Consider the following 25619-nt stretch of genomic DNA (forward strand, 5'->3'; position numbering starts at 1 on the left):
GGCAAACTTGTCGTATGATCAAAACATACACAATATAAAGCTGTAGACCAATAGCATTAGGACATGACATGAATATTGCGGCAAATCCAATTATTGAAGCAGATCAAACCGTCTATTTAAAAGACTATCAAAAACCATCTTTTTTAGTAGACAGCATTCACCTCGATATTCAAGTCTATGATGAGCATAGCCAAGTTGATGCTGTACTGGAGCTGACGCGCCAAACCGAGGGTGATTTGGTTTTACTCGGTCGTGATTTAGAGCTGAAAAGTTTAGTGCTGAATGGTCAGCAACTTAGCCAAGAGCAATATGCGCTTGATGCAGAGCAGTTGGTGATTCGTAATGCACCAAATCAGATCAAGCTTGAGACATCGGTGATCATTCATCCTGAGTCAAATACACAACTTGAAGGTTTATACCAAGCCGCATCAGATTTGTTTGTTACCCAAAATGAGCCTGAAGGATTCCGTAAAATTACCTTTTACCCAGACCGTCCTGATGTCCTTTCAGTTTTCACCACACGTGTAGAAGCCGATAAAAAATATCCAGTGCTCCTTGCCAATGGTAACTTGATTGAAGCGGGCGAGGCAGGCGAAGGTCGTCACTATACCATTTGGCAAGATCCAACCAAAAAACCAGCGTATTTGTTTGCTTGTGTGATTGGTGATTTGGCTGTTTTAAAAGACCGTTATGTGACCTCGGAAGGCCGTGATGTGGCTTTAGAAATTTATGCCGAAGAAAAAGATATTCCGAAATGTCATATTGCAATGGAAGCCTTAAAGCATTCAATGCGTTGGGATGAAGAACACTATGGTCGTCCCTATGATTTAGACAACTATATGATTGTGGCTACCAGTGCGTTTAACATGGGTGCGATGGAAAATAAAGGTCTAAACATCTTTAATACGTCATGTGTTTTGGCGGATGAAGAATATACGACAGATGCCGCGATTATGCGTGTACAGTCGGTAATTGCCCATGAGTATTTCCATAACTGGACAGGTAACCGCATTACTTGCCGTGATTGGTTCCAATTGTGTTTAAAAGAAGGCTTAACGGTTTTCCGTGATCAATCTTTCTCAGAAGATTTGCAGTCTGCTGCGGTTCAACGTATTGATGACGTTGCGGTACTCAAAGCGCATCAGTTCCCAGAAGATTCAGGCCCATTGTCTCATCCACCGCGTCCTGATCATTTTGTGGAAATCAATAACTTTTATACTGCAACGGTCTACGAAAAAGGTGCGGAAATTAACCGCATGATGGCTACCTTATTGGGCAAAGAAAAATTCCGTAAAGGAACTGATGAGTACTTTGAACGCCATGATGGTCAAGCTGTGACCGTTGAAGACTGGGTAGCCGCTTTAACCGCAGGTTCAGGCGTAGATTTATCCAATTTCTTAACATGGTATAACCAACCTGGTACACCAAAGTTAGAAGCGGAAGGTCATTATGATGCTGCTGCGCAAACCTATACTTTAAACTTTAAGCAAAGTTTAAAAGCACATCCTAAGTATCCGAACCTAAAAGCTGTTCCAATTCCTGTCGCTTTAGCACTGTTCGATGCTGCAACAGGTGAGCAATTGGTTTTAAACTCAGACAGTTTATTTGAAAATGCAGTCAAAGACGGTGTGTATCTTTTTGACCAAGACCAAGCCAGCATTGTGTTTAGCGGTTTAAGCACGAAACCTGTCGTGTCATTACTGCGTAATTTTTCTGCGCCCGTCAACTTAGAATTTAACTATACCGATGAAGAGTTGGCGTTCCTGATTCAATACGAAACCAATGGTTTTAACCAATGGCAAGCAACGCAAACACTGCTTGAGCGTATTTTACTCAATGGTCATGATGCGCATATTTATATTCAAGCCATTAAAAACACGCTACCAGATCTTTTTGAACAAGATCCACTCTTGGCATCACGTTTATTTGATGTGCCAAGTGAAGGTTATTTAGGTAGTCGTATCGACACTGACTACGAACCAGCGAAGATTCAAGAACAACGTAATGCTTTGATTGAAAAATTAGCACGTGAGTTAGGTGCGTTCTGTAAAGACACTTATTTGGCTTTAGACCCAGATTTGCAAAAAGAGTTTTCACAAGCCATGGGTGTCCGTGCGCTGAAAAACATCATGCTTAGTATGATGGCGCGTCAAGGCGATGAAAGTGCTTTTGAGCTGGCATATCAGCAATATGAAGCCACAGGCAATATGTCTGAACGTTTAGGTGCACTACGTGTCTTGGTTTGGAATGATGCACCGCAAGCAGAAGCGGCTTTACGTGATTTTTACCTACGTTTTAAAGATGAGGCTTTGTCACTAGATCAGTGGTTCACACTTCAAGCGGCACATCCTTGTGCTACGACGGAAACCATTCAATACCTCACTTCACATGCCGATTATGATTTGGGCGTGCCGAACCGCATTCGTTCAGTGAGTGGTGGTTTAAATGCAAACCCAGTGAACACATGGAGTTTTGGTGTGGATCATTTCATTGGGCTGGCAAAATATTTAGATGAGAAAAACCCAATTGTTGGCTCTCGTTTACTTCAGGTTTTGTCACGTTGGTACACATTGGCAGAGCCACAGCGTAGCGAAGTGAAAGCGAAGCTTGAGGCTTTAAAACCACAAGTGAAATCTAAAAATGTCAGTGAAACTTTAAGCAGTATGTTAAGTATTTAACTGATCTACGCATAAAAAAAGTCAGTCAGTAGACTGGCTTTTTTTATGTAAACTGAAGAATGACAGCATGAAGAGTGCACATTGGTATTTTTATAAATAATGAACATTCATGTGAATAGTGTGAAATAAATCGCATTTTATGGGTATAATGTTATGGCATAACAGATGATTAGCTCAATATTCTGTATTTTTTCGGCTTCTGTATACAGGCTATTGGGCAGACAAACATGTAGAGTGTAAAAACAGATATGTTAGTTAAAATTGAAGATGGGTTTTATTTAAATACCGTTCATATTATTGCTATTCGTATTGCGAAAAGTGCTGAACTGGGAACATTTCAAGTCAATGTTGAATATAGTCCGCATAACCATCAGGCTTCGGGTTTATTTCAAAAAACTTTTATGCAACAGTCGGCAGCAGAGCATTATTTGCAAAATTTGCATCAGCAGATTAGTAAAAGCAAATGAAGTGAACGAGTTCTGCCAAATAAAAAAGACTGCTTCGGCAGTCTTTTTTATTTAAAACAATACTTAAACTTTTACGATCAGCACAGGTATTGGAGACTGCGTTAGAACATTTTGCGCCACACTACCTAACATCATCTTTTTAAAACCTGTACGGCCATGTGAGCCCATCAGAATCAGATCTGCACCGACTTCATCGGCCACATGAATAATACCTTCAGAAGGAGAGATGCCGCGGATCACTTTGGTATCCACCTCAATTTCATCACGGTCAAATGAGAGCTTTACTTCGGCTAAACGGTCTTGAGCGACTTTTTCAGCATGTAGAAAATAGTCGGTGATAGCTGGTGCTACTTTATAGAAGTCGACTCCGACAAATGGATCGACTGCAATCACGCTCATGAGCGTTACGCGACTATTTAAATCTTTGGCCAACTCAAGTGCTTGTTCAACAGCAGCATAAGACATCGGTGATTCATCGACGGCAACCAAAATGTGTTTGTAGCTCATTATCTTCTCCTTAATGGTACGTCTTTATGCGGATCATTTTGCAGTACATGCGAAATCAGCTCACATAAAGACGCGTTATAGTTGATTAAGCTTTAACAATGAGAACTGGGAGCTCAGTAGATTTGAGAACATCTTGAGCAAAGCTGCCTAATAGGAATTTTTGAAAGCCTTTGCGACCATGTGAACCCATTACAATCAGGTCATTTTTCAGTGAAGTTGCTGTTTCGACCACAGCATCTTCAGAGACTTCACCTTTAATGATTTTAGACTGAGCTGTTACACCTTGTTCTTGTGCAATTTGAACCGCATCCTGAAGGGCTTTCTCAGCATTGTTATAGGCTTGTATGAAATAGTCTTTCATGATTGGAGAGGTATAGTAAAAATCGGCATCTTTGAGAGGGTCTTCAGCAACTAAGCTAATCAATGTAAGTTGACTGCCAAAAACTTTGGCAATTTCAGCCGCTTGCTTAACCGCAGAAAAAGAAATTTGTGAACCGTCAACAGGGACTAAAATATGTTGGTAAGCCATCAGAGGGACTCCTTTTTGTATAAGATTTAGTTCTTGATTTATTGATAACACACTGCCATTAAATGTTCAATTTTGATCGGGCTAAAAATTGAAAATTCATGAAATTAAAAGAAAATAATTCAAGAAAATGCTGATTTTCGTGTCCAAAATCTTGAGTGAAAAACTCAAGTTTCAGATTTAATACGATATTCTTTAAAAGATACTTCTGGTGTTTAAATGAAGCTGAAATGAGATCTGTTTAATCATGCGATGTGATAGAGACTGTATTAGAATCATTTGAAAAAAGGATGGGGCCGAACAGTATGATTTTTCAACCAATAATAAAAGTACTTAGTACTGTTTTCATGATTGTGCTTTTGAGCGCGTGTCAAAGTGTAGAAAAGAACACCAAACTAATTGCGGGTACATTTAACACAGCAACCAATATTCAAATGAAAATGCTAGATCGCTTTGCGCCTCCCGATGTCATCGTACACAATAATATTACATATCAAGCTAGTCCTGAGCTGAATGTTGACATCTATCAACCCCAAAATATTGAACAATTAAACGCAGTGCCCACGGTGGTTTGGATTCATGGCGGCGGATGGGTTTCGGGCTCAAAAGAGCATGCGCGAGGTTATTTTAAGCTTTTAGCTAATCAAGGCTTTAACGTGGTCTCGGTAGAGTATCAGTTTGCACCTGAGGCTATTTATCCCACTCAGTTACAGCAAGTCGATCATGCACTGAATTTCTTACAATTGAATGCTGCTCAGTATCATATTAACCCGAACCAACTGTATCTAGCAGGAGACTCTGCTGGAGCCAATATTGCCAGTCATTATGCTGCGCTTTTGACGAATCCCGCATTTGCTCAAGCATCCAATTTTAAGCCGAGCATTCAGCCGAAACAGCTTAAAGGGCTAATTTTGCATTGTGGTATTTATGACTTATATCGCTTTGTAAACACCGCTCCTGAGGAACTCAGGCTCATTGAATGGGGCGTTTATAACTTGGTTCAAGCGTATACAGGAGAGCGTAAAGAGGATGCAGCTTTTTTAAAGGCAATTTCAACCAGTGAGCATATTACGCCACAGTATCCACCTGTCTTTATTAGTGGAGGAAATAAAGACTTTTTAACCAATAGCCAGTCTTTACCTTTCGTCGAGGTGTTGAAGCAGCATCAGGTTGCAGTCACGGAGGCTTTTTATCCAGACTCTAAGGAGTTTTTGGTGCATGAATATCAGTTCATGATGAGCAAACAAGCGAGTCAGATCACCTTTGATCGAACCATTGATTTTATAAAGCAAACCTCAAGGCCGACTGAAACAAAATAAAAAAGTATGCAGAAAGCCTTGTTTAATTTTTGCTATTTTAATAACATACCGACCGATTGGTATGTTTTTTTGTTGAGTTTCTGATGAATCCTATATTAATGGCTTATGCTTTGCTGGCGATGGCAATTATTTCTGAAGTGATTGGTTCGACTTTTTTGGTAAAGTCGGAAGGTTTTACCAAGCTATTGCCTTCTCTGGCCGTAGTCGTTCTATTTTCGTTGGCATTTTATTTATTGTCTCAAGTGATTAAAGTGATTCCATTGGGTATCGCTTATGCGATTTGGGCGGGTGTTGGTATTGTTTTAACCGCTCTGATTGGTTACTTTGTTTTCCGACAAAGTCTAGATTTCGCAGCAATGATCGGTATTGCACTGATTGTTTCTGGTGTGGTCGTGATTAACTTATTTTCAAATTCAACAGGGCATTAAGTTCGATGCAACAAGCAAGTCCACGTAAAAAGGCACCAGAACAGGTTCGCCAAAGTATCCTACAACATGCGATCTGTTTGGCTGCTGAAAAAGGCGTGACTGGGGTCTCCATACAAGCAGTGGCTGATTTGGTTGGCGTGAGTAAGGGTGGTGTTTTCCATCATTTCCCAAACAAACAAAAGCTACTTGAAGCGATGGTTGTGGAACAACTTGAACAATTGGATCGTGTTGTTGATGAGTTGATTAGTCAAGACCGTGATCGTTATGGTTGCTTTACCCGAGCCTATATTGAAATTACTCTAGAAAAGCAGGTGCTAGGCTTGGAGCATTCTTGGTCAGCTATTTCGATGATTATGCTGACGGATCGTACCTTTAATGAGTATTGGATTGAGTGGCTAGAAAAACGTTTAGCGCGACATCAGGATACAGATAATAATTTGGAGCTTAAAATTTTACGCTATGCTGCAGATGGCATTTGGCTCACAGCATTTACCGAGGTGGAAAATCTGTCTGAGACGATGCAGCTTAAGCAAGAATTGATTCAACGAAGTTATCAGCATTAAGTTTTCAATTTAGCAATATTTAAAAATGAAAAAGCACCCATCGAGGGTGCTTTTTGTATGAGGGCTTAAACTTTTTTGGCTTTAAATTTAAATATAAGCATAACTGCAAAACCAAAGAGTAGTCCCCAAAAGGCAGAGCCAATACCAAAGAACTGTACCCCAGATGCGCTGAATAAGAAGGTCATGAGGGCTGCCTCACGGTCTGATACCGCTTCAAATGCAATCGCGATGTTATGACTAATCGTGCCAAACAAAGCAATACCAGCCAATGCTGTAATAAAGATTGCAGGGAAAGACAGTAAAAGGCTGGTCAGGGTGGCTGCGAATAGTCCCATTAAGATATAGAAGAAACCGCAGCTCATGCCCGCAATATAACGTTTTGATGGATCAGGGTGAACTTGTTCATCTAAACTGACAGCTGCACTAATTGCTGCGGTATTGACACTATAACAGCCAAAGGGTGCGAGTAAGGCTTGAGCGGTACCCGTCCATCCAATCAGTTGATTGACGTGGGGGTTATAGCCATAGCTTTTAATCATGGCAATACCGGGTAAGTACTGCGATGCCATATTGATCACAAACAAAGGTAGCGCTAAACCTAAAATAGCAGACATGCTGAACTCAGGTGCCATCCAAACAGGTTGCGCTAGGCTCCATGTGATTTGAGGCGTATGGAAGTCTAAGAATAACGGGCAGAGTAACAAGCCTGCAATCACTGTAATGACAATGCAGTAACGTGGAGTAAGTCGCTTAGAAACAATATAAGCCGCCAGCATGGATAAAATAAAACCCCAATGGTCTTGCATACTAGCGAACAATGAAATACCAAACTTCAATAACACACCAGCTAGCATGGCACTGGTTAGGCTTTGCGGGATATACGTCAGAACTTTTTCAAAGATACCGAAAAAGCCCAAAATGGCAGTAACTAAACCACAGACCAAAAATGCGCCAATCGCTTCATGCAAACTATAACCACTGCCTGTCGCAATAATTAAGGCCAGTGCTGCCGTAGACCATGAGGTCGATACAGGATATTTAAGTTTCCAAGATAAAAGCAGCCCACTTAAACCAATACCCAGACCTAAAGCCCAGAACCATGAGTTGATTTGTGCGGTATTTGCACCTAAGACTTGGGCGGATTGAATGACCAAGACTGAAGACACACTAATGCCAATGAGGAAGGTAATAAAACCTGCGAATACTGCTGGAACTGAGAAATCTTGAAATAATTTTTGCATGAAGATCAAAACATAATTTGAATGAGTGAAAATAGCGATTGTTCAAGGATCATACGCTGGTTCTTGAAAAAGAAAACAGCATACAATGGTTTTTTTATCGAAAATAACGAGATTATTCACGAGAATTACAGGGTGGAAAGTGCGAGCTTTAAACCAAAACCACAAAACAGTAAACCAACAGTTGCCACTGCGACAGCGGCAACTTTAAACTGACGGTTAAAGTAACTGGCCAATTTAATCCCTGAGAAAATCAAAATGCTAAGATAAGCCATGCTAATGATCTGCAAGATGACTGAAAGTAAAGTAAAGCTGAGTGCAGGATAAGCGTATTTAGGGTTAACAAACTGCACAAAGAAAGACAAATAGAACAAAATAGCTTTAGGGTTTAAAAGACTAATGGTCAGCGCTGATCTAAACGGGTGTAGCGTTTGCAAAGTATTCTGGTTTGCACTTGCTTCAAGATGCTGTGGGGATGAATGCCACGTTTTGACGCCAGCAAATAAGAGTTTTCCACCTAGGTAGGATAGGTACAAAGCACCTACAATTTTTAATAAAATGAACAGCCAAGGAAAAGTATGTAAAAGAGATGCTGCGCCTAGTACCGTGCATAGAATGAGAATCAGGTCACCTGTGAAAACGCCTAATGCTCCCCAATAGCCGATCTTCGGACCAAAACGTGAGGCAATGGACATCACATAAAGAGAATTTGGGCCTGGTAGAATCACAATTAAAATTGTACCGATGATATAGGTACCGATGTCGATAATCCCAAACACAACATATTCTCAATAAAAAAGCCGATATTGCATGATAGCAAAATCGGCTTTTAAAAGAAGAAAAATCAAGTTAAGCTGAAATTTCTTCATCTAGACCAAAAGACTGACGCAATAGTGTGTTCAGCTGTTGACGGGCTTTAATAAATCCATCAATACCGCCTTGTAACAACTGCGTTGCCATCAAGTCATGTTCAATTTGATTCCTAAACTCAGTTTCACTGAGTGTGTTAAGTGCAGTTGTCGCTGGCGCAATATCACTTGCTGACAGTTGGGCTTTAACTTCACGTGTGTCTTGTTCAAGAGCTGCCAATAAGTTAGGCGCAACAGTAAGAAGGTCACAACCTGCAAGTCCTAAGACTTGGTCAACACTGCGGAAGCTTGCGCCCATAATTTCTGTTTTGATCCCATGTGCTTTATAGAACTGGTAAATTTGCTTCACAGAAAGTACGCCAGGGTCTTTCTCAACTGGATAGCTGTCCACGCCTTCGGCTTTTTTGTACCAATCTAAAATACGTCCAACAAAAGGTGAAATTAAAGTGACATTTGCCTCCGCACAAGCATGGGCCTGATGCACACCAAACAAAAGCGTTAAGTTGGTATGGATACCTTCAGCTTCTAACACTTTCGCTGCTTGAATACCCGCCCATGTTGAAGCGATTTTAATTAATATACGATTTTGATCTACGCCGTAGTTTTTATATAGCGCCAACAGCTCTTTGGCTTTTTCAATGGTGGCATCGGTATCGTATGACAGTGCAGCATCCACTTCTGTAGATACACGACCCTCAATCAATTTGAGAATTTCCACCCCAAACTTGACGGTAAGAATGTCGATTGTGCGTTCAATGAGTAAGTCTTCTTTATAGCCCTCAGTTTTGGCTTGAGCAAAAGCATCCTCAATCAACTCTTTATTTTCAGGTTGAATAGCAGCCGCTGTAATCAGCGACGGATTAGTCGTTGCGTCAAGCGGGCGAAATTGGTTAATCGCCGCTAAATCGCTACTGTCAGCAACAATGGTGGTTAAGCTTTTTAATTGGTTTAATGCAGTTTGTGTCATTGATCGTTAGTTCTTAAAGTTATTACCCATAAAATATTTATAACACAAACTGCTTCTAACCCAAGTGGATTCGGATGTTTTAACAGCAGTTATCACGATTTTTTACGTTGATTTCGGATGTATTGGATTAAAAAACGTGCAGCTGCACCCAATTCACTTTCACGACTCCAGACCAAATCGACAAAATATTCAAACTTTGGGGTGAAATCCAGCAGATCTAATATTTTCAACTGGGTTTTGAGCTGAGGGTTTTCATTCAGCATTTCCAAGGGTAAAACACCCCAACCGAAATTTTGCATAATGAGTGCGCAGGCAGAGTGATGATTGTCAGTCCGCCAGTATTCTTTAGAAAAAAGTAGTTCAGGTTTAATGCTTTTATCTCGGCTGGCAACCACGATCTGGCGACTGTGTTGAATTTGTTCAAAGCTGACTTGTGAAAATTGCGCCAGCTCAAAGTCTTTGTTTGCGACAGGGACTAAAGTTTCCATTTTTAATTCAACAAACTGTTCGCTGCTTTCCAGCTGTTCACGTTCGAACATCAGTGCAAGTTGCGCTGTACCGTTGAGTAACATTCTTTGCGCATCTTCCTGAGGTGCAGAAAAAATGTTGATCTGTAGACTGGGAAATTCAGCTTCTAATATTGCGATGTAGTCGATCCATTGCATATGTAGCAGTTCGGATACAACGACGATATTGAGCGAGGACTCCAAACCGTGGCTTAGGGCATGAGCATGCTGTTTCCATTGATTCATTTCGGTCAGTAGTTGCTCGGTCTTTTCATACAAGGTTAGGGCTTGCGCTGTTGCTGTAGGCTCACGTCCTTCGCGTAAGAAAAGTTGTAGGTTTAAGTCTATTTCCAAGTTGGCAATTGACATACTCACGGCCGATGGCACTTTGCCCAATTTTCGTGCGGCAGCTGAAAATGAGCCTGACTCAATCACGGTTTTAAAAATGATCAGTTGCTCTTGATTGATATTCATAATTTTCTATCTTTCAGTTTTACTGAAAGAACCTGACTCGATTAATCAATATTATAAAAATAAAATAGCCAACATCCAATCATGAAAGAGTAATTAAAAATGTTGATTTCCAAAAGAAGGATTATTCATGCGCTCAGCTATGAAATCATCCTATTGGTGATCATTGCTGTAGCTTTAAGTTTCATATTCCATATGCCTTTAGAGGTCACAGGCGTACTCGGTATTGCCATGGCAGTCACTTCGGTCATATGGAATATGGTGTTTAACCATTTTTTTGAAAAGTTTGAAGCAAAAAGAAAACTCAAAAGAACCATCGGCGTACGTGTTCTTCACGCGATTGGTTTTGAAGGTGGTTTGATGCTTGCAACCATTCCAATGGTCGCATATGCAATGCAAATGAGTATTTGGCAAGCCATCGTACTCGACTTCAGTTTAACCATGTGTATTTTGGTTTATACCTTTATTTTCCAATGGTGTTATGACATGGTGGAGGCCAAATTGGGTATTCAACCTGAAGCGCAATATTCAAATTAAAAATTAAGCCACGCAATGTCGTGGCTTTTTTAATGTGATGCGATTCTTATTTGAATTTTCTGACGTTTAAAATATAAGGGATCATTAAGGCAAAAAATACGGTGATGGCAGCATGAAAACTATTTGCTATAGCGCTTATATATGGATGCGCAAAGCCTTTGAGATAGATCATGGTTGCGCCTTTCTTTGTACTGGAATTTGTGTATGGGATTTCATCACTGATCAAAAACCAACTTAAGCAGAAAAAGAGCAACATAAAAATAAAAAACACTAAGCCTAGTGGATTAAACATTGAGCGTTGTTGTGTATTCAGTTTTGCGTAGTGTTGCCTGATGTGCTGAACTTGTGGTCGGTTGAGTTGTACACGAAAATAATTGATCAAAATAAGGGCAAGACAGATGAAAGTACAAATAGCAAAAAAGTCATTGAGAAATTTATGCGGGCTGGACAAGTTGGATGCAATGCTGGTTGGAAACACGCCTTGAAAGTGGAAGTCGAAGCTGACAATCAAAAGCGCTATGACTAAGGGAATGAGGTAAAAATAATAATAGCGAATCGGGGTATTGAGATAAACAATAAAGGGCGGTGAATTTCGCATAGTTTGTATTTGGTTATTTTATGTTTTTATCTATAGAGTAAATTGATGGTTTTGACCAGTAAAAAAAAGCACCTCAAAAGAGATGCTTTTTTACAGCGAAGGCGAGATTATTTCTCAATAATTGCTGTCACACCTTGACCACCTGCAGCACAGATTGAAACCAGTACGCGACCTGAACCTTTTTGGTTAATCAACTTCGCAGCAGTGGCAATGATACGACCACCGGTTGCAGCAAATGGGTGACCTGCTGCAAGTGAAGAACCTTTGACGTTGAGTTTAGTGCGGTCAATTGAACCGAGTGGAGCATCTAAACCTAAACGGTCTTTACAGAATTTTGGATCTTCCCAAGCTTTCAAAGTAGAAAGAACTTGTGACGCAAATGCTTCATGAATTTCGTAGTAGTCGAAGTCTTGAAGTTTAAGGCCAGCACGCTCAAGCATACGTGGAACTGCATAAGCAGGTGCCATCAATAAGCCTTCTTTTTTCTCAACGAAATCAACAGCAGCCGTTTCTTGGAAGGTTAAGTAAGCAAGGACTTCGTGACCGTTTGCTTTCGCCCATTCTTCAGATGCTAAAAGCACACAAGATGCACCATCCGTAAGTGGTGTTGAGTTACCCGCAGTCATGGTACGTGCATCGCCTTTACCAAAAGCTGGTTTGAGCTTAGCAAGTTTTTCAACCGTAGAGTCAGCACGTAAGTTGTTGTCACGCTCTAAACCTAAGAATGGTGTGATCAGGTCATCGAAGAAGCCTTCTTCGTAAGCCGCAGCCATTTTTTGGTGTGAAGATGCAGCAAGTTCGTCTTGCGCTTCACGTGCAATACCCCATTCAAGCGCGGTAATGGCTTGGTGATCACCCATAGACAAACCTGTACGTGGCTCACCATTTTTCGGCGCATCCATCAAGTCTTTTAGGTTGATTTTGGTTAAAGCTTTTAAACGGTCTTTACCCGTTTTTGCAATGTTGAGTTCAAGTAATGCTTTACGTAAACCATCACCAAACGCAATTGGTGCATCAGAAGTCGTGTCTACACCACCAGCCACACCCACTTCAATTTGGCCCAGTGCGATTTTGTTGGCAACTAAGAACGCTGCTTGTAAGCCAGTACCACATGCTTGCTGAATATCGTAAGCAGGTGTTTCTGGCGCAAGTGCAGTGTTTAGTACACATTCACGGGTCATGTTAAAGTCACGGCTGTGCTTAAGAACAGCACCAGCAACCACTTCACCAAGGCGTTGGCCTTGAATATTAAAACGTTCAACAAGACCGTTTAGCGCTGCTGTGAACATATCTGTATTCGAAGCGGTGAAATATGCGCCATTTGAGCGAGCGAAAGGAATACGGTTACCACCGATAATAGCCACGCGGCGAACAGTGTTTTGACTCATGGTTTGATCCTGTTGAACAGCAGTTTGAGTTTTTGGTTTTGAAGCATTTGTAGAAGAAGCAGGGCTTTTACTACGAGTTGACGCAGCACGAGTGCGAGTCGGCTTAGTCGTGTTATTTACTGATTGGGTTGTCGTGCCAGTACTTTTAGTTCTACGCGGTGTACTTTTTGATGTATTTGACACGGTTTCCGTAGCAGAATTTTCCACTGCTGGATTTTCTTGAGTTGTTTTGCTCATAAGGCTTTTCCAAGCATGTTAATCTATTCTTAGGGTGTACATTAGCATATTATAAAAAGGGCTGAATTGACTAGAATGACATTGCAACAGGCTTTCAGGTCAAGACATATCCTCTATAACTCAAGTATGATTCTACTGAAACCGATGGAACTATTGAAATATAAGACTCTAGACATCACTTTGAAGTTAAAAGGATATCTTTGAATCCATCAACAATTCATTTGTATGAGAGATAAAAACATGACTGATCAATACCAAACATTTGCAAAATCTCCTATTGGTAAATTTGTCATTAAAAATTTGGGTTTACCTGCACCAACTTTTTTAGACCGTTTTGAGTCAGCAACGCCTGTGATTAAAGGTGCTGTTTTACTGGGTGCAGCAGCAAACAGTTCACTATCTGGTGCAATTGCGCAAGTGTTGGCAAATGTCCACGCCAATAGCTATGCGGGTAACAATGCGCAACTACAACAAGCTGCGGCTCAAGTGGGCTTAAACTTAAGTGCATTTAATGCAGGCGACAAAGAGTCTAAATTCAAAGTTGTTATTTTTGATGCATCTGGCATTGAGTCATCAGAGCAACTTAATGAGTTATATAACTTCTTTAACCCGATTGCACGTCAAGTGGCTGCTTCTGGTCGTGTGATTGTGGTAGGCACGACCCCTGAAACTGCGGGTAGCGTTAAAAAAGCGATTGCACAACGCGCGCTTGAAGGCTTCGTGAAGTCAGTCGGTAAAGAATTTAAAAAGGGGATTGCAGCACATTTGATTTATGTGGATGCAGATGCGGAAGCAAATCTTGAGTCAACTTTACGTTTTGCAGCATCTCCACGTTCTGCTTATGTCTCCGGTCAAGTGATTCGTGTTTCTAAAGCTGATGTTGTAGATGTAGACTGGGCTAAACCACTGGCAGGTAAAACTGCTGTAGTGACAGGTGCGAGCCGTGGTATTGGTGAAGCGATTGCGCATGTCTTGGCACGTGATGGCGCGCATGTGATTTGTTTAGACGTACCACCGCAGCAAGCAGATCTTGACCGTGTTGCAGGTGAGATCGGTGGTTCAACACTGGCAATTGATATCACTGCAAATGATGCTGGTGAGAAAATTAAAGCTGCGGCAGCTGCTCAAGGTGGTTTAGACATCATCGTGCATAACGCAGGTATTACTCGTGACAAAACTTTGGCAAATATGAAGCCTGAGCTTTGGGACTTGGTGATTAACATTAACTTGTCTGCAATTGAACGTGTAAATGATTATTTACTTGCCAAAGAGGGTTTAAATACCAATGGTCGTATTGTATGTGTATCATCGATTTCAGGTATTGCGGGTAACCTAGGTCAAACCAACTATGCTGTGTCGAAAGCAGGTGTCATTGGTGTGGTTAAATTTACTGCTCCAACTTTGACGAATGGCATTACGATCAATGCGGTTGCACCAGGTTTCATTGAAACGCAAATGACTGCTGCGATTCCATTTGCAATCCGTGAAGCGGGTCGTCGTATGAACTCGATGAGCCAAGGTGGTTTACCTGTAGATGTTGCTGAAACCATTGCTTTATTTGCAGCGACAGCATCGACTGGTTTAAACGGCAACGTGGTACGTGTTTGTGGTCAAAGTTTGTTGGGTGCTTAATTTAAAAGCTTGAATTTATCTCTCCTTTAGGGAGGGATAAATTCTTTATATTATAAAAGGGAGGGAGTTTTCCCTCATCCCAACCTTCTCCCTGAGGGAGAAGGAGCTTTCAAAAATATTGAAATAAAAACTTCTCAAAGGTTCAGTATGAAGACTCGCCATTTTAGTCAACTTCCAAAACCATATATGGCTTATCCGAAAGTCATTCAAGGTTTGATCTTTAAAAAGCCAAAAGGTGAAAAAGTCTTACCGCAGGTTGAGTATGTGGTGGATTCTTTTAACGTCGATCAAAAGCATTTGAAAGCCTATAACCAAGTATGTGGCTTTAAAAATAATGGTTATATTCCTGCGATTTATTTGGCCGTATTATCGCAAAGCCTACAAATGCACATGATGGGGCAAGAGCCGTTTCCATTTCCTGTGCTAGGTTTGGTACATATTCGCAATCAAGTCAAACAAATGCGTAAAGTTGGCGTCAATGAAACCCTCACTTTATCATGTAAATATGGCGCGCTTGAGCCACATGATAAAGGTGTTCAGTTCGATTTTATTACCACGGTGAAAGTTGGCAATGAAGTGGTGGTTGAAGCATTAACCACGTATTTAGCACGTCAAAAGACCGATGGTAAAACAGCACCAAAATTAGTTGAAGCAACGACTCCAGATTATCAGCCGAATGCAGTCTGGGAAGTCTCTGAAAACACAGGTCGTCGTTATGCAATGACCTCGGGCGACTTCAACCTCATCCACATTCATGCGGTGACAGCAAAAGCCTTTGGTTTCAAACAAGCCATTGCGCACGGCATGTGGAGTAAGGCGCGAGCGTTGGCTTCGATCACATTGCCTGATGCTTATGAAGCGGATGTTTGGTTTAAACTGCCGATGTATTTGCCTTCAACGGTCGATTTTATGACCACGACAGAAGGTGTAAATACCGCTTTCTTAATTCGAAATAGTAAGAATCAAAAACCGCATGTGACGGGACAGGTCAAAGCACTATAATTTTAAAAAGCCCAGTTTAGATTACACTGGGCTTTTTTATGTCAGCTTAAAAATACAAGGATGTGTAAATGAAAATTTTAAAACAATATTTACAAGCGAATCCGAACCATTACCAAGGCTATGTTGACCCACGTTTTCAAAGTGTTGCCCATCTCTTTAGCCGCTTACAGGATGCTCGTTTAGCATATGGCGGTGCAGCTTGTGTTTTATATTTTCAAGGTGAAAAAGTTGTTGATATCTATACTGGTTTAGCAGCGGTAGATTCTCCTTGGCAGGCCAATACCATGTCGGTGTGTTATTCGACGGGCAAAGGCGTGCTTGCAACCTTGGCGCATATTTTAGTCAGTCAAGGTGTGCTGAGCTACGACCAACCGATTGCGGATTATTGGCCTGAATTTGCCCAAAATGGTAAAGGAAAGATGACGCTAAGACATGTGCTAAGTCATCAAAGCGGATTATTTGATATCCGTAATAACATTGCTGATGCGACAGAAATGTTGGACTGGACGCATATGTTAGACGTATTTGAAAAAGCGCAACCACGTTTTGCAATTGGTCAAGATGCTGCCTATCAACCTTTGTCATTTGGTTGGATTGTCGGTGGTACTTTGGAAAAAGCAACGGGCAAACCTTTAACTGAACTCTTCCAAACCTATTTAGTTGAGCCACTTGAGCTAGATGGGGCTTACTTTGGTGCACCCAGTGCTGAATTAAAACGTATCGCACGACCCATTGTCCGTCCTGTACCTATCCAACCAAATCAAAAAAGTCCAACGAAGGTACGTAAAGTTTCATTGTTTGATAAAGCGATGCAGTGGTCAGGGCAAGATCCACAAGATTTTCAGGATGGCATGATTCCCAAAGGCATGAAAAAGGTCAGCTTTTACCATGATGATGCGATTCAGGCGATCATTCCCGCAGCAAATGGTGTATTTACAGCCAATAGTTTAGCCAAAGTGTATGCGATGATATCTCAAAAAGGGATTTGGAAAGGTCAGCAGTTGATTCGTCCAGATGTGTTTTCTGAGTTGAGTCGAGTGCAATATACCGATCGAGATCGCGTGATGCCGATACCTATGCATTGGCGCTTGGGGTATCACCGTATATTAACCTTAGGAAAAACCGCAGAGCAAGGTTTTGGTCATATGGGCTTTAATGGTTCAGGGGCTTGGGGCGATAGTGAGCGAGGCTTAAGTTTTGCTTATACACATAACTTTGCTACAGGTTCTTTAACTGGGGATTATCGACTTTGGGCTTTGAGCCAAGAAAGTTTACGCTGCGTAGATGCGGTCTTAAAAGGTAAAAAAGGTTGGTTTTGACAGGTCTGAGATTTAGTCATCGTCTAAAATATGTTATGTTCGTCGCGGTTTAGGTTTTGAATATTTGTGACATGAAGGCTCCCATTCTTATCCCGCTGGTTGCTACAGGATTATTGTTAGGTTGTTCCGAGGCGAATCAAACGCAACATGATCAGTCTAAACTTCAAGTGGCAGAACAAAAGCAGATTATTCCTGCGTGGGTTGGGAGTTATCAGGGGACAATGCCGTGTATGGGATGTTTGTCCCGTTGTGAAGACTGTCCGGGTATGGCAGTTGCACTAGAGCTGCATGAAAACATGACTTATACCCTAAAACGAGAAAGTTTGAGTGGCCATAACGAAATCGAAACTTTGACTGGAGCACTTCGTTTTAATGCTCAAGATCAGCACAAGGTAGAGTTAGTGAATATGACAACGCGAAACTTGCTTTATATCGATTTAGAAGATCGTGTTTTAGAAATACGTGAAGATGTGACTGGAAAAAAATATCAAATGCAGAGTGATTTTATTTTAGTGAAACCAGCTTAATTTCCTAAATAGCTGTATTTTAGAAATTCATTTTAATATTTACACCTTTTTACTTTTCCAAAGCTCTCACTTTATTTCAAATCCATAATCTAAATACATAAATAGCTTGAGATAGAGAGTGGGATAAAAATGGAGCTAATGGTTTTTGGATTATTGATCTAAATCAGGTTTATAGCTTAGAAATGCGAGAACGGAGTGAAGTAATTCATTCACTCTTTGGCAAAAAAACAGTATGCTTAGGCCTATAAAAAGGAGCATACATGTATCAGGTACTTGCACGGAAATATCGTCCTCGCAATTTTAATGAGCTAGTGGGGCAAAACCACGTTTCTCGAGCACTAACCAGTGCTTTGGAGCGCGGACGTTTGCACCATGCTTATTTATTTACAGGAACGCGTGGGGTCGGAAAAACCACCATTGCCCGTATTTTGGCGAAGTGCTTGAACTGTGAAACGGGTGTGACTTCGACGCCGTGCGAAGTTTGCCCAACCTGTACCGCCGTGAATGAAGGCCGTTTTATTGATTTAATTGAAATCGATGCGGCATCACGGACTAAAGTTGAAGATACGCGAGAACTTTTAGACAATGTTCCTTATGCGCCGACACAAGGTCGTTTTAAGGTCTATTTAATCGATGAAGTACATATGCTGTCTACGCATTCTTTTAATGCTTTACTCAAAACATTGGAAGAACCACCTGAACATGTGAAATTCCTTTTTGCAACGACAGATCCGCAAAAGCTCCCAATTACCGTGATTTCGCGTTGTTTGCAATTTACATTACGCCCGTTGGCTGTCGATGAAATTACCGAGCATCTGGGGAATATTTTAAATAAAGAAAGCATCCAAGCCGAACAAGATGCGATTTGGCAAATTGCAGAGTCTGCCCAAGGCTCATTACGTGATGCACTTTCTTTGACAGACCAAGCGATTGCTTACGGTCAGGGTGCTATCCAGCACCAAGATGTCAAAGAAATGTTGGGTTTAATCGATCGTACTATTATTTATGATTTGATCCTTGCAATACATCAAAATCAAAAACAATGGGTGAGTGAGTTGCTGATGCAATTCCGCCAGCAAGCACTGGATGTATCTTTAGTTTTGGATCAGCTGATTTCGACTTTACATGAATTGGCATTACTACAATATTTGCCAGAACTTAGTCTTAAATATAGTGCTGAAATTAATAAAAAAATCATGCAATTGTCTCAGCAAATTGCTGCGCAAGACTTGCAACTTTATTACCAAATTGCATGTAAAGGACGTGCTGAATTACAGCTAGCAGTCACGCAAGAGCAAGGCTTTGAAATGTCGGTGCTGCGTATGTTGGCGTTCCGTCCATTACAACCGAATGAAGTGCTGGTGGCTCAGACGAATAGCGCTGTAGTTGAATCCGAATCTGTACAACAAACGGCAATACTGACTTCTGATCCAGAAACGGCTTTGCAGCAAGATGCTCAAACTGTAGATGTTGAAGTAGAATTTGAAGATGCTGCAATAACTCAGAATGCAGAACCTGAGTTTAAGCCTGGACTTGATGATGTCGATCTTTCAGAAAGCGCCGAAGATAATAAACCACCAGTGGATGCATCTCAGCAATCTGATCAAATCGTTTTTGATCCTTCAAGCGATGAAGTGTTGTTTGATTTAGATGAAGCAGACGAATTTAATGCGCAAAGCAATGACGATGAGCCAAATAGTGATGATTTCTTATTTGATGAAATTGTACCGCTAGATATAGAAAGTCAAAATAAAGCATCCGTTGAACCTGTCGCAGTAATAGCTGAACCTGCTGTGCAAGCGGAGTCGTTTGATTTAGCAAGTGGAGTACTTTCTGCTGATAGCGTACAGGACACCCAAGTTGTGGAAAATGAAAGCCAGCAAACTGTTGCTGCTATTGTAGAGTCTGTTCAACCTGAACAGGTTTCATCTGCATCAGTCGATTTAATGCCGCAAGATATTTTACAACTACAACCGCAGCAGTTAGTCGGTGAGTGGACGGTGGAGAAGTGGGAGTACTGGTTCAGAAGCAGTGGCTTATCACCCGCGGTACAAGAGCTGGCTCAGCAAGGTTTAATGGCTGGGCAAATTAATGCCGAGTCTGTGTTTATGATTCCGCAGCGTTATGAGCAACTCCTCACCCAATTACGTCATGTTTTGGAAGATGCGCTCAAAGCTGAATGGCCTCAGACGCGTTTTGATGTGAAATATGCAGAAGTTGAAACGATTACGCCGTACACCATGCAGGCGCAGCGCAAGCAAAAAGCATTTCAACGTGCGCATGAATTACTACAAAACGAAGACACGGTCAAAGGTCTTGTACAAACTTTTGATGGTGAATTACACAATATTCAACTTAAGTAATGTCATGGCTTAAGTAGTGGTGCAAAGCACTCCGCATTTCAGAGGGAATCGGTGTGCTTTTTCGTGTTTCACGGTCTATAAAGACATGAACAAAATGTCCTTGAGCTGAAGCAGTTTCTTGACCAAATTTGAAAATGGCAAGTTCGTATGTGAGTGAAGAGTTCCCTATTTTGGAAATAGTCACACCAACATCAATAATCTCAGGATAAGACAACTCATGTAAGAAACTGCATGCTGAGTCGACCACTAAACCAATAATAGGGGATTGGTGAATATTAAAATTTGCTTTTTCAATCAGTAAGGCATTTGCGGCAGTATCAAAATAACTATAGTAGGTGACGTTGTTGACATGGCCATAGAGGTCATTGTCCGACCAACGTGTTTGAATCGGTAGAAAATAATGAAATTGATCACGTGTCTTTGCAGCTTGTCTCATCGATATCATCCTTAAAAATCATCTTATAAGTAGCCTAAGTTAATTATATGGCTTAGCTGTAAATGGCTTGATAAATTTCGCGTGCCTGTTGCCACTCTAGTTCTCTTGGGTTGTTTTGTAGTAGGCGTGTTTGCAACATGGCATCGGTTGCAAGCTGATCTAGACTGTGTTCAGAAACATTTAATTCTTTGAGTTTTAAGGTTAAACCACTGCGGTCTAAATGGTTTTGCATATGATCGACGAAAAGATCAGAAAGACCATCGGTACAGCCTGTACTTTTTGGGTCGAGCCAGCAGATCAGTTCCGCATAATGTTGCTTAGCTTGGGGGAGGTTAAACTTTAAAACCTCTGTCAGCACTAAGGCATTACTGTGTCCATGAGAAATGTGAAAATGTCCACCCAATGGATAAGCCAGCGCATGAACAGCACCTACTGGGGCATTGGCAAAGGCTTGTCCTGCCAACATCGAACCGACTAACATATTTTGTCGAGCTTCTAAATTTCGACCATCTTCTAGCACCAAGTTGAGGTTTTGATTCAGCAGTTTTAAAGCCTGTTTTGCTAACATGTCTGCATAGGGGTTTTTCTTGATTTTAGAGGTATAGGCTTCAATCGCATGTACCATCGCGTCAATGCCTGTGGCAGCACTAATATGACGCGGCAGGTTTTCAGTAAATGTCGCATCCAAAATCGCTACATCGGCAAAAAGAACGGGTGCTACGATGCCAGTCTTTGTCGTTTCACCTGTGGTAACGATCGAAATTGGTGTGACCTCAGAGCCTGTCCCTGCAGTGGTAGGGACTAAAATTAAGGGTAGACGAGGTGCTTGGGCATTATTCACCCCATAAAGATCTGATAACTTTTGCTGCTGTGCAGGATGGCTGAGGATGGCAATAATTTTTGCAACATCCATAGAGCTGCCGCCACCAAAACCTAAAACGATATCTACCTTTTGCTGTTTGGCATAATCAACCGCATTTAAAACAATTTGTTCACTCGGATCTGCTTCAACCTCACTGTAAATACTGTAAGTGAGTGAGAGATCTTCTAAAATTTCTAAGATGGGAAGGTGAAGCTGATGCTTTAACATGCCTGCATCTGTAACCAATAACAGATGTTGATAAGGGCGTGCTGTTAAAATTTCTCTGAGCTGTTGAATGCTGCCTAAGCCTGAAATAATATTCGGCACAGTTTGAAATTGAAATTGGTTCATAACAGCATCCTTTTTTATATCTTATCCAACAATATTGTTTTGTACTTCTATAGGATTCATCCTCTAAATAACTTAACATAAGACACTTGAAAATAAAGCTGTTTCGAGGTGGTTATGTCATTCACAGCGCCCTATAAGGTGTTATGTGTCTGTTTAGGAAATATTTGTCGTTCTCCCACGGCAGAAGTAGTTCTCAGACATTTTTGTGATGCACATCAGCTCAACATCGAAATCGATTCGGCGGGAACCAGTAATTACCATCCCAACAAAGCACCTGACTTGCGTAGTCAAGAACATGCTTTAAAACGGGGCTATGATTTATCCAGTTTACGCGCACGACAGTTGCAGACCCGTGATTTTGTCCATTTCGATTTAATTTTGGCGATGGACTACAATAATTTTGACGATATTCAAGCGTTGTATCAAACAGCGCAAATTGAATTTGGTGCTCAACCTCTCCGCGCTAAAGTTGCACTGATGTCTGAACATGATGCGCAGTATCCGCAGCAAGCATTACCTGATCCTTACTATGGTGGCTTTGATGGTTTTGAACGTGTTATTGACCAATGTGAGTCAAGCAGCCAAGCGTGGGTCAGTATTTTTAAACAACAATTTGAACAGTAATTAAGGTTCGTGCATGCAAATCGAAACACAAAAACAGCTTAAACCTTTTAATACGTTAAGCTTAAATGCGATAGCCTCTCATTATGTTCAAATTCACAGTCCAGATGAGCTTGTAGAAGCATTGGATTATGCACAGCAACACGCTTTGAATGTCATGATTCTATCTGGTGGAAGTAATATGCTGCTTCCTGCACAAATTAATGCTTTGGTTGTGCATATGAACATTCTAGGCGTAGAAAACCTGTCTGAAGATGCAACTACCAAAACTATACGGGTCGGTGCGGGTCAAGTTTGGCATGACTTTGTGCTTTGGACGACAGAACACCATTTATTTGGCTTACAGAATTTGGCGTTGATTCCAGGCCTCGTGGGTGCATCTCCTGTACAAAATATTGGGGCTTATGGTGTAGAGGTCGGTGAGTTCATCGAAAGCGTGCAAGTCTATGACCGACAGTTGAAAACATTTAGCGATATTCAAGCTAAAGACTGTGCATTTAGTTATCGTCATAGTATTTTTAAAGATGATCCAAATCGCTATGTGATTACGCATGTGACCTTCAAGTTGTTGAAAAAAGAAGATTTGAAAATTAGCTATGGTGACTTAAAACAAGCCGTAGGTGATGAGCTAACAGCTTTTAATTTACAACAACAAGTGATTCAGATTCGTCAAAGTAAACTGCCTGATCCGAAAGAATTTCCAAATGTAGGTAGTTTTTTTAAAAATCCAATTATTAGTCAGCAAACTTATGACCTTTTAGCCGAACAATTTGAAAAATTGCCACATTATCCGCAGCCGAATGGTGATGTTAAAATTGCAGCAGGTTGGTTGATTGATCAATCAGGCTGGAAAGGTAAGCAGCTTGGTGTGGTCGGGATGTTTGCCAAACAAGCCTTGGTTTTAGTGAATTATGCCAATGCAGATTTGAACGATGTACAGAGCACATACCGTGCAGTACAGCAGGATGTGTATAATAAATTTAAAGTTTTGTTGGAACCTGAGCCTGTGCTATTTAATTCAGCGGGTCTCATCCAATCTTATCAGGATCGTTAAAAGTATGAGTAAAACCCATAAAATGGTACGTTTAATGCAAATCACTTCGGTGCTGTTTGCATTTTTCGGCTGTTTAATGATTTTTATTTATACGCCTTTTTATTCTAAGCTGATTGTGGCGACATTGAATACCTTTGTCCCTGTAGACGTCAATGAAGTTGCAGCACAAAGTCAAAAAATGGCGGCACTCAGTGAGCAAGAAAGCTTAGAACCGGGCTCTGATTTGTGGATTGCCCGTCAAGCGTACTTACAGTTGATGGAAGAGCAAATCAAAGAACATAATTCGCAAAACCTAACCACGATTCAGGCACGTTATAAAGCACTACAACAGTTAATTATTTCTGAACAGCGTGAAGAGCAAGAAAAAGAGCAAAAGCCTCAAATTCCTTTGGTGATTGAGACAGCAAGTTCTGAGGTTGACCCGACTGAAAATGTCAAAGAACTGCTAGAGCTGAATAGCAAAGAAAATAAAGCCTTGATGGAAAATTATCTCGACTTTTTAAAAACGCATAAAGTAGAGACTGTAGAGGAAGAGCCGATAGATGAACAAATCTATCAGGACATCGCACAAATACATGCACAAAATGAAGAGAGAAAAGCGGCATTAAACATGCCGAATGCCATAGTCGTTTTGGGTGGTGGATTAACTTTAGATAAAAACCGTAAAGATATTGTGGTGAATGAATATACGCGACTACGTCTTGAAACCACATTGCAGGTCGAAAAACAGTTCAAGCTGCCCATTGTGCTTAGCGGTGTCGAAGCCCCGTATATGCAAAAATGGTTAAAGGCACGTGGAGTCGATGCGAAACTATTGGAAGATCGTAGTATGAATACCTGCGAAAACTCGCGCTTTAGCTCTTTGCTGTTGCAGAAAAAAGGTGGTGCGCCTAGAGTGATTTTAATTACAGATCAATATCATATGCCACGTACACGCCGTTTATTTGCTTTAAATGGTATCGAAACACAGCCCATTGAGGCGCCTATGCCGACTCAATTAACCCAATGGCGTCCAAGTGAACAAAATTATGATCATAGTCGCCGTGCCAATTATGAAATGCTCGCAACGATACGCGATGTACTGTTGGGTTCGAGTGACTGTAGGGAGATTCCATAATGCCTGAACTTCCTTTTTTAAATCCATCTGTACTCAAACAGCTTGAACTTCCTGTGCCGAGTCGTGAGACGACACCACAGCTTCTAATGCCTTTGAATCTAAACCAGCCGTATGAGGCATCGGTGGAGATGGTGTCTTATCGTCGTTTATATGGTTTAGACGCATTGGACTGTGACCACTGGCAAGGTTATGTTCAAATGCCTTTGTTTAAGCTGCATGTCCAAGTTTTTGCACCAAAAATCGAAAAAATTAAAGGTACAGTCTGTCTGTTGCATGGTTATTTAGAGCATAGCGGAATTTACCAACCCATTATTAAAGAACTACTTGACCAAGGCTTTAGTGTACTGACCTATGATCTTCCAGGGCATGGACTCAGTGATGGATCACCCGCGAATATCCAAAATTTTGATCATTATCAAGATGTGTTACATGCTGTGGTGCGCTATGTCAAACATGCAGAACAGCTACCGCAACCGTGGCTAGGCATAGGGCAGAGCACGGGTGGTGCGATTTTGATGCATCATTTGCTTGAGTTTGCCGAACGCCGTGAAAACCCTTATGTGCAACGTGTTTTGTTGTTGTCGCCACTCATTCGGCCTGCAAAATCCGCTTGGTGGCATAACTCGGTTGGATTAGGCATTATTCGTCGGATTAAACGCCAAGTACCGCGTCATTTTAGGCGGAATAACCATAACCCTGAGTTCTTACGTTTTGTCCGTTTAAAAGATCCGTTACAACCTCGCATGATGGGTATGGACTGGATTTTGGCTATGTCCAAATGGATGTTGGAAATGGAGCAACGCCCAGCCTGTCGCATTCCTGTCTGGTTAGCTCAAGGTGCGCTGGATCAGACGGTAGACTGGCGTTATAACATTGAGTTTATTCGTGAAAAGTTCCGCTTACAAACTTTATTGATGTTGGAGGAAGGTTCGCATCAATTGATCAATGAACGTTCGGATATTCGTGCGGCCTTAACAGGACTAATCCCAGCCTTTTTACATGCACAGGGTTCATCAAGTGGATATTACTAACATTC

25 protein-coding genes are annotated in these 25619 nt (G+C 41.3%); 15 read left to right on the forward strand and 10 right to left on the reverse strand.

The features are described from left to right. Window positions 1–68: 68 nt before the first annotated feature. Both pepN and HYI04_RS02450 read left to right on the forward strand, forming a co-directional pair. Window positions 69–2678, forward strand: coding sequence for an aminopeptidase N (gene pepN / locus HYI04_RS02445; protein WP_010326837.1), 2610 nt, complete (start codon window positions 69–71; stop codon window positions 2676–2678). A gap of 248 nt (window positions 2679–2926) precedes the next feature. After that, on the forward strand, window positions 2927–3145 hold the full coding sequence (locus tag HYI04_RS02450) for a hypothetical protein (protein WP_010326836.1): 219 nt from the start codon (window positions 2927–2929) through the stop codon (window positions 3143–3145). A gap of 63 nt (window positions 3146–3208) precedes the next feature. On the opposite strand, the gene HYI04_RS02455 is transcribed toward HYI04_RS02450, so the two are convergent. Next, complete coding sequence (locus tag HYI04_RS02455) at window positions 3209–3652, reverse strand: universal stress protein (RefSeq protein WP_004696899.1); 444 nt, start codon at window positions 3650–3652, stop codon at window positions 3209–3211. 85 nt (window positions 3653–3737) lie between these two features. Beyond that, window positions 3738–4181, reverse strand: coding sequence for a universal stress protein (locus tag HYI04_RS02460; RefSeq protein ID WP_010326835.1), 444 nt, complete (start codon window positions 4179–4181; stop codon window positions 3738–3740). Between the two features lie 302 nt (window positions 4182–4483). Here HYI04_RS02460 and HYI04_RS02465 point away from each other — a divergent pair, with 302 nt between their 5' ends. The 3 genes from HYI04_RS02465 (at window position 4484) to HYI04_RS02475 (ending at window position 6488) form a co-directional block, all read left to right on the forward strand. Then, entirely contained in the window at window positions 4484–5497 is a 1014-nt protein-coding gene (locus tag HYI04_RS02465) for an alpha/beta hydrolase (RefSeq protein WP_010326834.1), read from the forward strand. Between the two features lie 83 nt (window positions 5498–5580). Continuing rightward, a complete protein-coding gene (locus tag HYI04_RS02470; protein ID WP_005401176.1) occupies window positions 5581–5925 on the forward strand; it encodes a multidrug efflux SMR transporter in 345 nt (114 codons plus the stop codon). Window positions 5926–5930: 5 nt separating this feature from the next. Next, the gene (locus tag HYI04_RS02475) at window positions 5931–6488 is read left to right on the forward strand and encodes a TetR/AcrR family transcriptional regulator (protein WP_010326832.1); all 558 of its coding nucleotides are present in this window, start codon (window positions 5931–5933) and stop codon (window positions 6486–6488) included. A 65-nt stretch (window positions 6489–6553) separates the two neighbouring features. On the opposite strand, the gene HYI04_RS02480 is transcribed toward HYI04_RS02475, so the two are convergent. From HYI04_RS02480 to HYI04_RS02495, 4 genes are all read right to left on the reverse strand, one after another. Then, window positions 6554–7729, reverse strand: coding sequence for a benzoate/H(+) symporter BenE family transporter (locus HYI04_RS02480; protein ID WP_010326831.1), 1176 nt, complete (start codon window positions 7727–7729; stop codon window positions 6554–6556). A gap of 125 nt (window positions 7730–7854) precedes the next feature. Beyond that, window positions 7855–8505: a leucine efflux protein LeuE gene (gene leuE, locus HYI04_RS02485; RefSeq protein WP_010326830.1), complete on the reverse strand. Its 651-nt coding sequence runs from the start codon at window positions 8503–8505 to the stop codon at window positions 7855–7857. Window positions 8506–8575: 70 nt separating this feature from the next. Continuing rightward, complete coding sequence (gene tal / locus HYI04_RS02490) at window positions 8576–9562, reverse strand: transaldolase (protein WP_010326829.1); 987 nt, start codon at window positions 9560–9562, stop codon at window positions 8576–8578. A 92-nt stretch (window positions 9563–9654) separates the two neighbouring features. Then, window positions 9655–10542: a LysR family transcriptional regulator gene (locus tag HYI04_RS02495; RefSeq protein WP_063454283.1), complete on the reverse strand. Its 888-nt coding sequence runs from the start codon at window positions 10540–10542 to the stop codon at window positions 9655–9657. A 99-nt stretch (window positions 10543–10641) separates the two neighbouring features. Between HYI04_RS02495 and aceI the strand changes: the two genes are divergently transcribed. Then, complete coding sequence (aceI, locus tag HYI04_RS02500) at window positions 10642–11076, forward strand: chlorhexidine efflux PACE transporter AceI (protein ID WP_010326827.1); 435 nt, start codon at window positions 10642–10644, stop codon at window positions 11074–11076. A 46-nt stretch (window positions 11077–11122) separates the two neighbouring features. Here the strand turns inward: aceI and HYI04_RS02505 are convergent, their stop codons facing one another. Both HYI04_RS02505 and HYI04_RS02510 read right to left on the reverse strand, forming a co-directional pair. Continuing rightward, window positions 11123–11674 (reverse strand): hypothetical protein, encoded by a 552-nt coding sequence (locus HYI04_RS02505; protein WP_010326826.1) that lies wholly within the window; start codon window positions 11672–11674, stop codon window positions 11123–11125. 107 nt (window positions 11675–11781) lie between these two features. Further along, window positions 11782–13299 carry an acetyl-CoA C-acetyltransferase gene (locus tag HYI04_RS02510; protein ID WP_029575037.1) on the reverse strand — a complete coding sequence of 506 codons (1518 nt, stop codon included), beginning with the start codon at window positions 13297–13299 and terminating at the stop codon, window positions 11782–11784. Between the two features lie 240 nt (window positions 13300–13539). Between HYI04_RS02510 and HYI04_RS02515 the strand changes: the two genes are divergently transcribed. From HYI04_RS02515 to dnaX, 5 genes are all read left to right on the forward strand, one after another. After that, window positions 13540–14931 (forward strand): 3-oxoacyl-ACP reductase, encoded by a 1392-nt coding sequence (locus tag HYI04_RS02515; protein WP_130235073.1) that lies wholly within the window; start codon window positions 13540–13542, stop codon window positions 14929–14931. 147 nt (window positions 14932–15078) lie between these two features. Next, window positions 15079–15933 (forward strand): MaoC/PaaZ C-terminal domain-containing protein, encoded by an 855-nt coding sequence (locus HYI04_RS02520; protein ID WP_130235072.1) that lies wholly within the window; start codon window positions 15079–15081, stop codon window positions 15931–15933. Window positions 15934–16007: 74 nt separating this feature from the next. Beyond that, window positions 16008–17252 (forward strand): serine hydrolase, encoded by a 1245-nt coding sequence (locus HYI04_RS02525; RefSeq protein WP_227557097.1) that lies wholly within the window; start codon window positions 16008–16010, stop codon window positions 17250–17252. 71 nt (window positions 17253–17323) lie between these two features. Then, window positions 17324–17779, forward strand: a complete 456-nt coding sequence (locus tag HYI04_RS02530; RefSeq protein ID WP_130235070.1) for a copper resistance protein NlpE N-terminal domain-containing protein — start codon at window positions 17324–17326, stop codon at window positions 17777–17779. 260 nt (window positions 17780–18039) lie between these two features. After that, complete coding sequence (gene dnaX / locus HYI04_RS02535) at window positions 18040–20142, forward strand: DNA polymerase III subunit gamma/tau (protein ID WP_131230386.1); 2103 nt, start codon at window positions 18040–18042, stop codon at window positions 20140–20142. On the opposite strand, the gene HYI04_RS02540 is transcribed toward dnaX, so the two are convergent. Further along, window positions 20135–20578, reverse strand: a complete 444-nt coding sequence (locus HYI04_RS02540) for a thioesterase family protein (protein WP_130235068.1) — start codon at window positions 20576–20578, stop codon at window positions 20135–20137. The genes dnaX and HYI04_RS02540 overlap by 8 nt on opposite strands. A 52-nt stretch (window positions 20579–20630) precedes the next feature. After that, window positions 20631–21791, reverse strand: a complete 1161-nt coding sequence (locus HYI04_RS02545; RefSeq protein WP_010326818.1) for an iron-containing alcohol dehydrogenase — start codon at window positions 21789–21791, stop codon at window positions 20631–20633. Window positions 21792–21905: 114 nt separating this feature from the next. Between HYI04_RS02545 and HYI04_RS02550 the strand changes: the two genes are divergently transcribed. Genes HYI04_RS02550 through HYI04_RS02565 form a run of 4 tightly spaced genes read left to right on the forward strand, consistent with a single transcriptional unit; the run spans window position 21906 to window position 25614 of the window. Continuing rightward, the gene (locus tag HYI04_RS02550; protein WP_010326817.1) at window positions 21906–22415 is read left to right on the forward strand and encodes a low molecular weight protein-tyrosine-phosphatase; all 510 of its coding nucleotides are present in this window, start codon (window positions 21906–21908) and stop codon (window positions 22413–22415) included. A gap of 13 nt (window positions 22416–22428) precedes the next feature. Then, window positions 22429–23466, forward strand: a complete 1038-nt coding sequence (gene murB / locus HYI04_RS02555; protein ID WP_010326816.1) for a UDP-N-acetylmuramate dehydrogenase — start codon at window positions 22429–22431, stop codon at window positions 23464–23466. Window positions 23467–23470: 4 nt separating this feature from the next. After that, window positions 23471–24583: a YdcF family protein gene (locus tag HYI04_RS02560; RefSeq protein WP_010326815.1), complete on the forward strand. Its 1113-nt coding sequence runs from the start codon at window positions 23471–23473 to the stop codon at window positions 24581–24583. Beyond that, window positions 24583–25614, forward strand: coding sequence for an alpha/beta hydrolase (locus tag HYI04_RS02565; RefSeq protein ID WP_010326814.1), 1032 nt, complete (start codon window positions 24583–24585; stop codon window positions 25612–25614). Before HYI04_RS02560 ends, HYI04_RS02565 begins: the two co-directional genes overlap by 1 nt. Window positions 25615–25619 lie beyond the last annotated feature (5 nt).

The sequence above is a fragment of the Acinetobacter sp. SwsAc2 genome (assembly GCF_013391465.1).
Taxonomy (GTDB): Bacteria; Pseudomonadota; Gammaproteobacteria; order Pseudomonadales; family Moraxellaceae; genus Acinetobacter; species Acinetobacter johnsonii.

Excerpts from the sequence above, each read along its gene's own strand:
- pepN (WP_010326837.1), top strand. The coding sequence starts at position 69 with ATGAATATTGCGGCAAATCCAATTATTGAAGCAGATCAAACCGTCTAT.
- HYI04_RS02450 (WP_010326836.1), top strand. The coding sequence starts at position 2,927 with ATGTTAGTTAAAATTGAAGATGGGTTTTATTTAAATACCGTTCATATT.
- HYI04_RS02455 (WP_004696899.1), bottom strand. The coding sequence starts at position 3,652 with ATGAGCTACAAACACATTTTGGTTGCCGTCGATGAATCACCGATGTCT.
- HYI04_RS02460 (WP_010326835.1), bottom strand. The coding sequence starts at position 4,181 with ATGGCTTACCAACATATTTTAGTCCCTGTTGACGGTTCACAAATTTCT.
- HYI04_RS02465 (WP_010326834.1), top strand. The coding sequence starts at position 4,484 with ATGATTTTTCAACCAATAATAAAAGTACTTAGTACTGTTTTCATGATT.
- HYI04_RS02470 (WP_005401176.1), top strand. The coding sequence starts at position 5,581 with ATGAATCCTATATTAATGGCTTATGCTTTGCTGGCGATGGCAATTATT.
- HYI04_RS02475 (WP_010326832.1), top strand. The coding sequence starts at position 5,931 with ATGCAACAAGCAAGTCCACGTAAAAAGGCACCAGAACAGGTTCGCCAA.
- HYI04_RS02480 (WP_010326831.1), bottom strand. The coding sequence starts at position 7,729 with ATGCAAAAATTATTTCAAGATTTCTCAGTTCCAGCAGTATTCGCAGGT.
- tal (WP_010326829.1), bottom strand. The coding sequence starts at position 9,562 with ATGACACAAACTGCATTAAACCAATTAAAAAGCTTAACCACCATTGTT.
- HYI04_RS02495 (WP_063454283.1), bottom strand. The coding sequence starts at position 10,542 with ATGAATATCAATCAAGAGCAACTGATCATTTTTAAAACCGTGATTGAG.
- aceI (WP_010326827.1), top strand. The coding sequence starts at position 10,642 with ATGTTGATTTCCAAAAGAAGGATTATTCATGCGCTCAGCTATGAAATC.
- HYI04_RS02505 (WP_010326826.1), bottom strand. The coding sequence starts at position 11,674 with ATGCGAAATTCACCGCCCTTTATTGTTTATCTCAATACCCCGATTCGC.
- HYI04_RS02510 (WP_029575037.1), bottom strand. The coding sequence starts at position 13,299 with ATGAGCAAAACAACTCAAGAAAATCCAGCAGTGGAAAATTCTGCTACG.
- HYI04_RS02515 (WP_130235073.1), top strand. The coding sequence starts at position 13,540 with ATGACTGATCAATACCAAACATTTGCAAAATCTCCTATTGGTAAATTT.
- HYI04_RS02520 (WP_130235072.1), top strand. The coding sequence starts at position 15,079 with ATGAAGACTCGCCATTTTAGTCAACTTCCAAAACCATATATGGCTTAT.
- HYI04_RS02530 (WP_130235070.1), top strand. The coding sequence starts at position 17,324 with ATGAAGGCTCCCATTCTTATCCCGCTGGTTGCTACAGGATTATTGTTA.
- dnaX (WP_131230386.1), top strand. The coding sequence starts at position 18,040 with ATGTATCAGGTACTTGCACGGAAATATCGTCCTCGCAATTTTAATGAG.
- HYI04_RS02540 (WP_130235068.1), bottom strand. The coding sequence starts at position 20,578 with ATGAGACAAGCTGCAAAGACACGTGATCAATTTCATTATTTTCTACCG.
- HYI04_RS02545 (WP_010326818.1), bottom strand. The coding sequence starts at position 21,791 with ATGAACCAATTTCAATTTCAAACTGTGCCGAATATTATTTCAGGCTTA.
- HYI04_RS02550 (WP_010326817.1), top strand. The coding sequence starts at position 21,906 with ATGTCATTCACAGCGCCCTATAAGGTGTTATGTGTCTGTTTAGGAAAT.
- murB (WP_010326816.1), top strand. The coding sequence starts at position 22,429 with ATGCAAATCGAAACACAAAAACAGCTTAAACCTTTTAATACGTTAAGC.
- HYI04_RS02560 (WP_010326815.1), top strand. The coding sequence starts at position 23,471 with ATGAGTAAAACCCATAAAATGGTACGTTTAATGCAAATCACTTCGGTG.
- HYI04_RS02565 (WP_010326814.1), top strand. The coding sequence starts at position 24,583 with ATGCCTGAACTTCCTTTTTTAAATCCATCTGTACTCAAACAGCTTGAA.